The sequence below is a fragment of the Nocardia sp. CC201C genome, assembly GCF_030010695.1.
GTDB lineage: Bacteria > Actinomycetota > Actinomycetes > Mycobacteriales > Mycobacteriaceae > Nocardia > Nocardia otitidiscaviarum.
Genome location: NZ_JASCXP010000029.1, coordinates 24,214 through 30,460, shown reverse-complemented (window position 1 = coordinate 30,460; position 6,247 = coordinate 24,214). Strand labels below are relative to the sequence as shown.

Sequence of the window (6,247 nt, the reverse complement as noted above, 5' to 3'; positions counted from 1 at the left end):
GGGGGGGGGCGGGACGACACCCCGCTTATTCCCAGTGCGCCACCGCCTTCGGTGTGCTCATCCCCTCAGGCGTGGCATCCCCACGGCTCCCCGCGCGGGCCTAGGGTCGAGTGCATGAGCGAGGAGACCGAGTACCGCATCGAACACGACACCATGGGCGAGGTCCGCGTCCCCGTCGCCGCGCTGTGGCGGGCGCAGACCCAGCGCGCGGTGGAGAACTTCCCGATCAGCGGGCGCGGGCTGGAGCGGGCGCAGATCCGGGCGCTGGGGTTGCTGAAGGCCGCCACCGCGGTGGTGAACCGGGATCTGGGTCTGTTGGACACCACCAAGGCCGATGCCATCATCGCGGCCGCCGGTGAGATCGCCGACGGCGCGCACGACGATCAGTTCCCGATCGATGTCTTTCAGACCGGGTCCGGCACCAGTTCGAATATGAACGCCAACGAGGTGATCGCGACCATCGCCGCCCGGGCCGGTGTGACCGTGCACCCCAACGACGACGTGAACATGTCGCAGTCGTCCAACGACACCTTTCCGACCGCCACGCATCTGGCCGCCACCGAGGCCGTGGTGAAGGATCTGGTTCCGGCACTGGATCATCTGCGGCTGGCGCTGCTGGACAAGTCCGCCGAATGGCGCGACGTGGTGAAGTCCGGCCGCACCCATCTGATGGACGCCGTACCGGTCACCCTGGGGCAGGAGTTCGGCGGTTACACCCGGCAGGTGAGCGCCGGAATCGAGCGCCTGCTGGCCACTCTGCCCCGTCTGGGCGAGCTGCCCATCGGCGGCACCGCGGTGGGCACCGGCCTCAATGCCCCGGCCGATTTCGGTGCGAAAGTCGTTGCGGAACTGAAGAAGTCGACCGGGCTGGACGCCCTGTCGGAGGCGAAGGACCACTTCGAGGCCCAGGCCGCCCGGGACGGGCTGGTCGAGGTATCCGGTGCGCTGCGCACCGTCGCCATCAGCCTCACCAAGATCGCCAACGATATCCGCTGGATGGGGTCGGGTCCGCTCACCGGCTTGGCCGAGCTGCAACTGCCGGATCTCCAGCCGGGCTCGTCCATCATGCCGGGCAAGGTGAATCCCGTTCTCCCCGAAGCGGTTACCCAGGTGGCCGCGCAGGTGATCGGCAATGACGCGGCGGTCGCCTGGGGCGGCGGCAACGGCCATTTCGAACTCAATGTCTACATTCCGATGATGGCCCGCAATGTGCTGGAGTCGATCCGGCTGCTCGCGAACGTCTCGCGCCTGTTCGCCGACAAGTGCGTGCGCGGCCTCACCGCCGATGTCGAGCGGCTGCGGCGGCTGGCCGAATCCTCCCCCTCCATCGTGACCCCGCTCAATTCCGCCATCGGCTACGAGGAGGCCGCCGCGGTCGCCAAGCAGGCGCTGAAGGAGAACAAGACGATCCGCCAGACCGTCATCGACCGCGGCCTCATCGGCGACGCGCTCACGGTCGAGGAACTCGACCGCCGCCTGGACGTGCTGTCGATGGCAAAAGTCAACGACGACAAATAATCTCGTGCGGGTATGACCTACCCGAAGGGATGCTTGTGAGAATGCGCGTTGTCGTCGCGGTCGCGGCGACACTGACCGCCCTGCTGTCCGGCTGCTCGAGTGAACAGCCCGACACCGCGACGGAGCCGACCGCGACGACAACCGCCGCACCGACGACGGGCACCACCGCACCGACCACGACCGCCCCGAGTACGGGCGAGCCCGTCGACGCGGCGGCGTACCACCTGGCGGATACGCCGACCGGCACGCCCGGGTACTACTTCCGGACGCCCAGCGGCAATTTCCGCTGCGCCATCTTCGACGAACCGCTGGCGCTCGCCGATACGGCCGTCGAGGCCGGTTGCCAAGGGCGCGTCGCGGCGGTTCCGGACGGCGAGCAGCCGTGCGCGGAGGCATCCGGGGCGCAGCCGCCGATGCCCGCCTTCGGCCTGAGCCTGGACGGGCCGCGGTTCGCCTGCACCACCGAGGGATTGTTCTACGGTCCGGGCGATATCGCGGCGCTGCCGTACGACTCCTATCTGGAGATCGGGAATGTGCGATGCCTGTCCCGCGAGGTCGGCATCACGTGTGAGCAGCGGTCGTCCGGGGCGTCGTTCTTCGTCTCGAAGGAATCCAGTCGGCTGGAGAGCTCCGGCGGGGCGGACGCGACGCCGGTCGCGGTGCCCGATGTGCGCGGTGAGCGGCCGATCCGCGCGGAGAACCTGCTCGCCGAGGCCGGACTGCTGGCGAAGGTGGTGGGCGGCACCGATCGCGGGCCGCACGACGGGCAATGCGTGGTGGCGGAACAGGATCCCGCCGCTGGTACGAAAGTGACTGCTGGGACTTTGATTACTCTCACCACCGGCGAGGTGGGATTCGGCGCGGGCAGCTGCTGAAAAACGGGACTCGGCACCTGCCCGGTCAGCGACCTATTTTCCGAATGCCGGACGAAATGTGAAACGGGTCACGCATTGCTCCCGATTAGCTGGGTGTCCGCATAAAGCGGATGTTCCACGAAAGGAAAGAACAATGTTGACTGGACTCGCTGCCTTCTTCGTCGCTCTCGGCGCAGCTGGACTCGTGGCCGCCCTGGCGACACTGGGCATCATCATTTGAATATCTCGGTCGGTGGGTATGGTGGCGTCTGTCGCCATACCCACGCACCGGGGTGCGACGATTGTCATCTCGCACCGATATTTTCCGGATAATCCCTCAGGTCGATGTCGTTCGCGGCCCTGTCGCCGTACTTCACCATCCACGCGAAGGCGCGCGAACCCAGGAACCGGTTCCGGAAACGAATTCCCAGCGCGGTCTTCGGGGCCAGGAAGGGTCCCGGGTTGGCACCGTCGACCGTGCGCAGGTATCGCTTCATGACCTCGTCGTAGCGCGCGAAGGCCACCGTGTGGTCGCCGCCCGCAACGGCGAGCTCACCTGCGAGAACGTAGGCGCCCACCACCGCGAGCCCGGTACCGAAACCGGCGAGCGTATTACCGTGGGCGGCATCGCCGACGAGCGCCACGCGCCCGGTGGTGAATTTGTTCATTCGCACCCGGCTGATCGAATCCAGATAGCAGGTGTCGGAGGCTTCGAGTTCGCGGAGCATTTCGGGTACTCGCCAACCCATTCCGGTGAACCTGTCGATGACGATGCGTTTCTGTGCGGCGGTGTCGTCCCGGGGGTAGTCGAGTTCCGGGGACGCGAACATATACAGCTGCGGTGATTTCGGCCCGCCCGCGATGACGAGCCGTCCGGGGGTGTTGTACGCATAGGCCGTTTCCCGCGTTCGCGGCGTGCCGAGGTCGATCGGTCGGTCACCGGCGATGCAGTAATACCAGCCGCGATGGCGCACGTGGTCGCGCTCCGGACCGAATGCCAATCGTCGTACGCCGGAATAGATTCCGTCCGCGCCGAAAACCAGGTCGAAAACCCGAGCCGGAGCCTTCTCGAATTCGACGTGCACACCGTCGGAATCCGCTCGCAGACCGGTGATCCGATCCCCGAAGATGTATTCGCAATTCGCCGCGCTGTGGTCGTACAGCACACGCGCCAGGTCACCGCGCCGGATCTCGAGCTCGCCGCCGGTGAAATCTCCCGACATGAACGCCAATTCGGTGCCGTCGGCGTCGACGAACCGGGTGTCGGTGGTGCCGGTGCGGCGGGCGCGCAGGTCGTCGAGCACACCCATGCGCGCGAGCACGGTCAACTGGGTCTCGCCCTTGAAGTCGACGGCCTGACCGCCGGGCCGCGGCGCGGGAGCCCGCTCCACCACGGTCACGTCGAAGCCGTAGCGGTGCAGCCAGTAGGCGAGCGCGGGCCCGGCGATGCTCGCGCCGGAGATGAGGACGGAAGTGTTGCGCATGACGTTCCCTTCAACTGCGTCCATCGGACGCCATAAAGCGTATGGCGGACGCAGTTAGACGTCAACGCCGTTTTCCGGAAGGATGGCCCCCATGGCGGCACCCACCACCACGGAACTGCTGTGGGGCACCCGGCAGCGGCCCAAACGCGGCCCCAAACCCTCGCTCACGCTGGAACGCATCGTCGCCGAGGCCATCGCCCTCGCCGACATGGAAGGGCTCGCGAGCCTGTCCATGGCGCGGCTCGGTGAGCGGCTCGGCTGCGCCAAGATGGCGCTCTACCGCTATGTGCCCGGGAAGTCCGAACTCACCGCCCTCATGCTCGATACCGCCGTGGGCGCGCCGCCGGACCTCGACGCCGACGAACCGTGGCGCGAATACCTGGGCCGGTGGGCGGAAACGCTGTACGAGCGCATGCACACCCATCCGTGGACCATCGAACTCTCCGTCGGCGCGCACGTCATGGGTCCGCACGAGATGAGCTGGGTGGAGACCGCGCTGCACGCGCTCGCCGACACCGGGTTGACGGCCGCCGAACAGTTCGACACCGTGGTGCTGCTGATCGGGCACGTGCGCAGCCTCGTCCAGCAGATCGGCGGCGGCGACGGCGCCGACGCGGAAGGCCGGTTGCAGCGGGAGATGGCGGCGGTGCTGGCCGCGCACGGTCGGGATTTCCCGCACGTGGTCGCCGCGCTGGCCGCGGCGACGGCCGGGCCGACCGGGGAGGCCGGACGCGACAACGCGCTGAGATTCGGCATCGACCGGATTCTCGACGGGGTGGCGGCACTGGTCGCACGGCGGAAGTGAGCCGAATACTGTTGCCCGGCAGCGCCCGGGCTTAGAGTCGGAAGATGTCCGACTTACCCGAACTGCGGCAGGACGCCGTCACGACGGTGCGCGAATTCTTCGCCGCCCTCGAGGTCAACGCCCTCGACGAGGCCATGGACCTCGTCCATCCCGGAATCGTCTGGAAGAACACCTCGCTGCCGGACGTGCGCGGAGCCGACCGCGTGCGCTGGGTGCTGAATCGCTTCGCGGGACCCCGATACGGGTTCCGCGCCGATATGCACCATGTGGCGGCCACCGAGGACGGCGTCGTGCTCACCGAGCGCACCGACTACCTGCGGGTGGGTTCGGTGGAAGTGGCCTTCTGGGTGTGCGGGACGTTCGAATTCGTCGACGGGCGGATCTTCGTGTGGCACGACCACTTCTCGTGGGAGAACTTCCTGCGGGGGACCGCCGTGGGAGTGGCGCGGGCACTGTTCTCGCGCTGAGCGCTCACCGGCCGGGTCATACCTCCACCCATCGCAGTTCGGTAACCGCCTGCACCACAAGCGCATTACAGCGGAGCGGTCTGCCGATGGGCCGTGATCGAGTTCCCGACACCGGTCGAATCACTGCGCGCCTCCCGGTGCTGTCCAGGCTCGAGTTCGGACCGGGATCAGCGGGCGAGGGCGGTGACCTCCACCTCGATCTGCCAGTCGGGCTGGGCGAGGGCGGACACCTCGAGCAAGGTGTCGGCCGGGTAGGGCTCGCTGAGGAATTCCCCTCGCAGTGCGATGACGTTGCCGAGGTTGGCGGCCATATCGGTGACGAAGATGCCAACCTTGACCACGTCTTCCAGACCGGCCCCGGCCGCCGCGAGCACCCGTCGGATGTTGGCGAACGCCTGCCGCCCCTGCGCCAGGAAGTCGTCGGAGACGGTACGGCCCCGCTCGTCTATGCCCGCCTGCCCGGACACGTGGATGAGGCCGTTCGCCTCGATGGCCTGCGAGATCTTGTACGGCGCGTACCAGTCGGGGGTGGTAGCGATCTTCTGCGCGGGTTGTGCGGTCACCACAGCGTCTCTTTCCTCGATGTGTGTGTACGTGCGGATGTGTGTACGTGCGATCGATATCCCTGGCCATCGGGTGGCGGGGCCGCGACCTGCGGCAGCGGCCCCACCCGGCGCGCTAGCCCCGATAGATCTCTACGTAGGCGTTGGTCGTGACGGCGAGGATGCCGGGGCCAGCTCCCATGCAGCCCGCGGTGATCCGGTCGCCGGAGGGGTTGAACGGGTAGCTGAGGGAGTGGTAGGGACCGATGGCGTACAGCGGGAACGGGCCGGCGGCGTGCAGCCCGACGCACTCGACGCGCAGCACGTAGTTGTTCCCGCCGTCGGGCCGACAGATCGCCGAGGCTCCGAGCAGATCCCGTTCGACCACGCAATCCTGTGGCGCCGCGTGGGCCGTTCCGGAACCGATGACCGCGGTGAGGGCCAGGCCCGACATGCCGGCGGCCGCGAATCGCGCCGCATTGATGATCGCCTTCTTCACGATGATTCCTCCTGTTTCTCGGTGATATCCGTCGAGCGGTGACTCGACGAATACGCTCGGTGGGTGCGATCCAGCCGC

The 6,247-nt window shown here is 67.5% G+C and carries 7 protein-coding genes; 4 read left to right on the top strand and 3 right to left on the bottom strand.

Features of this window, described 5'->3' with window-relative positions; genetic code table 11:
* Positions 1–114 precede the first annotated feature (114 nt).
* On the top strand, positions 115–1,518 hold the full coding sequence (locus QK444_RS05580) for a class II fumarate hydratase (RefSeq protein ID WP_282777741.1): 1,404 nt from the start codon (positions 115–117) through the stop codon (positions 1,516–1,518).
* Between the two features lie 41 nt (positions 1,519–1,559).
* The gene (locus QK444_RS05575) at positions 1,560–2,393 is read left to right on the top strand and encodes a PASTA domain-containing protein (RefSeq protein WP_282777740.1); all 834 of its coding nucleotides are present in this window, start codon (positions 1,560–1,562) and stop codon (positions 2,391–2,393) included.
* 284 nt (positions 2,394–2,677) lie between these two features.
* Here QK444_RS05575 and QK444_RS05570 read toward each other — a convergent pair whose 3' ends face one another.
* The gene (locus QK444_RS05570) at positions 2,678–3,856 is read right to left on the bottom strand and encodes an FAD-dependent monooxygenase (RefSeq protein ID WP_282777738.1); all 1,179 of its coding nucleotides are present in this window, start codon (positions 3,854–3,856) and stop codon (positions 2,678–2,680) included.
* 91 nt (positions 3,857–3,947) lie between these two features.
* Here QK444_RS05570 and QK444_RS05565 point away from each other — a divergent pair, with 91 nt between their 5' ends.
* Both QK444_RS05565 and QK444_RS05560 read left to right on the top strand, forming a co-directional pair.
* Positions 3,948–4,661 (top strand): TetR/AcrR family transcriptional regulator C-terminal domain-containing protein, encoded by a 714-nt coding sequence (locus tag QK444_RS05565; RefSeq protein ID WP_282777736.1) that lies wholly within the window; start codon positions 3,948–3,950, stop codon positions 4,659–4,661.
* A 44-nt stretch (positions 4,662–4,705) separates the two neighbouring features.
* Positions 4,706–5,128 (top strand): limonene-1,2-epoxide hydrolase family protein, encoded by a 423-nt coding sequence (locus QK444_RS05560; protein WP_282777734.1) that lies wholly within the window; start codon positions 4,706–4,708, stop codon positions 5,126–5,128.
* Between the two features lie 167 nt (positions 5,129–5,295).
* Here the strand turns inward: QK444_RS05560 and QK444_RS05555 are convergent, their stop codons facing one another.
* Entirely contained in the window at positions 5,296–5,691 is a 396-nt protein-coding gene (locus QK444_RS05555; RefSeq protein ID WP_282777732.1) for a RidA family protein, read from the bottom strand.
* 115 nt (positions 5,692–5,806) lie between these two features.
* The gene (locus QK444_RS05550; RefSeq protein ID WP_282777730.1) at positions 5,807–6,169 is read right to left on the bottom strand and encodes a hypothetical protein; all 363 of its coding nucleotides are present in this window, start codon (positions 6,167–6,169) and stop codon (positions 5,807–5,809) included.
* Positions 6,170–6,247: the final 78 nt, after the last annotated feature.